This is a genomic window from Vibrio sp. 704 (genome assembly GCF_033339295.1).
Window position 1 is genome coordinate 1 of the sequence record NZ_JAWOUH010000718.1, and the last position, 592, is coordinate 592.

At 46.6% G+C, this 592-nt stretch carries 2 protein-coding genes; one reads left to right on the forward strand and one right to left on the reverse strand.

The features are described from left to right. Positions 1-454: fumarylacetoacetate hydrolase family protein (locus R7R24_RS28710; RefSeq protein WP_318120460.1), on the forward strand; the 454-nt coding region annotated here is incomplete at its 5' end. On the opposite strand, the gene R7R24_RS28715 is transcribed toward R7R24_RS28710, so the two are convergent. Further along, positions 451-592: AzlD domain-containing protein (locus R7R24_RS28715; RefSeq protein ID WP_318120461.1), on the reverse strand; the 142-nt coding region annotated here is incomplete at its 5' end. The genes R7R24_RS28710 and R7R24_RS28715 overlap by 4 nt on opposite strands.

Below are 592 nucleotides of genomic sequence, written 5' to 3' on the forward strand. Positions count from 1 at the left end.
ATTTCATCAAGAACCTTTGCATTATGAAGCGGAAATCTGCTTTCTAATCAAAGACGGTCACTCCGCCGCCGTGGGTTTGGGGCTAGAACTGACGAAACGCGGTCTGCAATCTTCTCTCAAAAAGCAAGGCTTGCCTTGGGAGCGAGCAAAAGCATTTGATGGTTCTGCGGTTTTTAGCCGCTTTGTGCCTCTTGAAGGCATTGATATTCATGACCTTAACTTAGAACTATTGATTAACTGTGTTCGTGTGCAAAAAGGCCACGTACAACAGATGCTGTATCCGCCATTTGCGATTTTGGATGAGCTAAGTAGCTACACAACTTTGCAAGACGGTGATGTGGTGATGACGGGAACGCCGCAAGGGGTTGGCGAAGTCCATCAAGGCGACGTCTTCCTTGGGCGTTTAAAATGTGGCGACGTCACCTTGTTAGAAATTGAGTGGGTGGCTGATTAAAGCCAAATGCGCAAAAGAAGAAACGCCACCATACTGACAACCGTCGTTAAGAGAACATTTTTTGTCAAATAGGCGATCAACGCAGCTAATGTCGCAGCCAATAAAAACGGGTTTTGTACGCTGACACTGAGTTCCCCT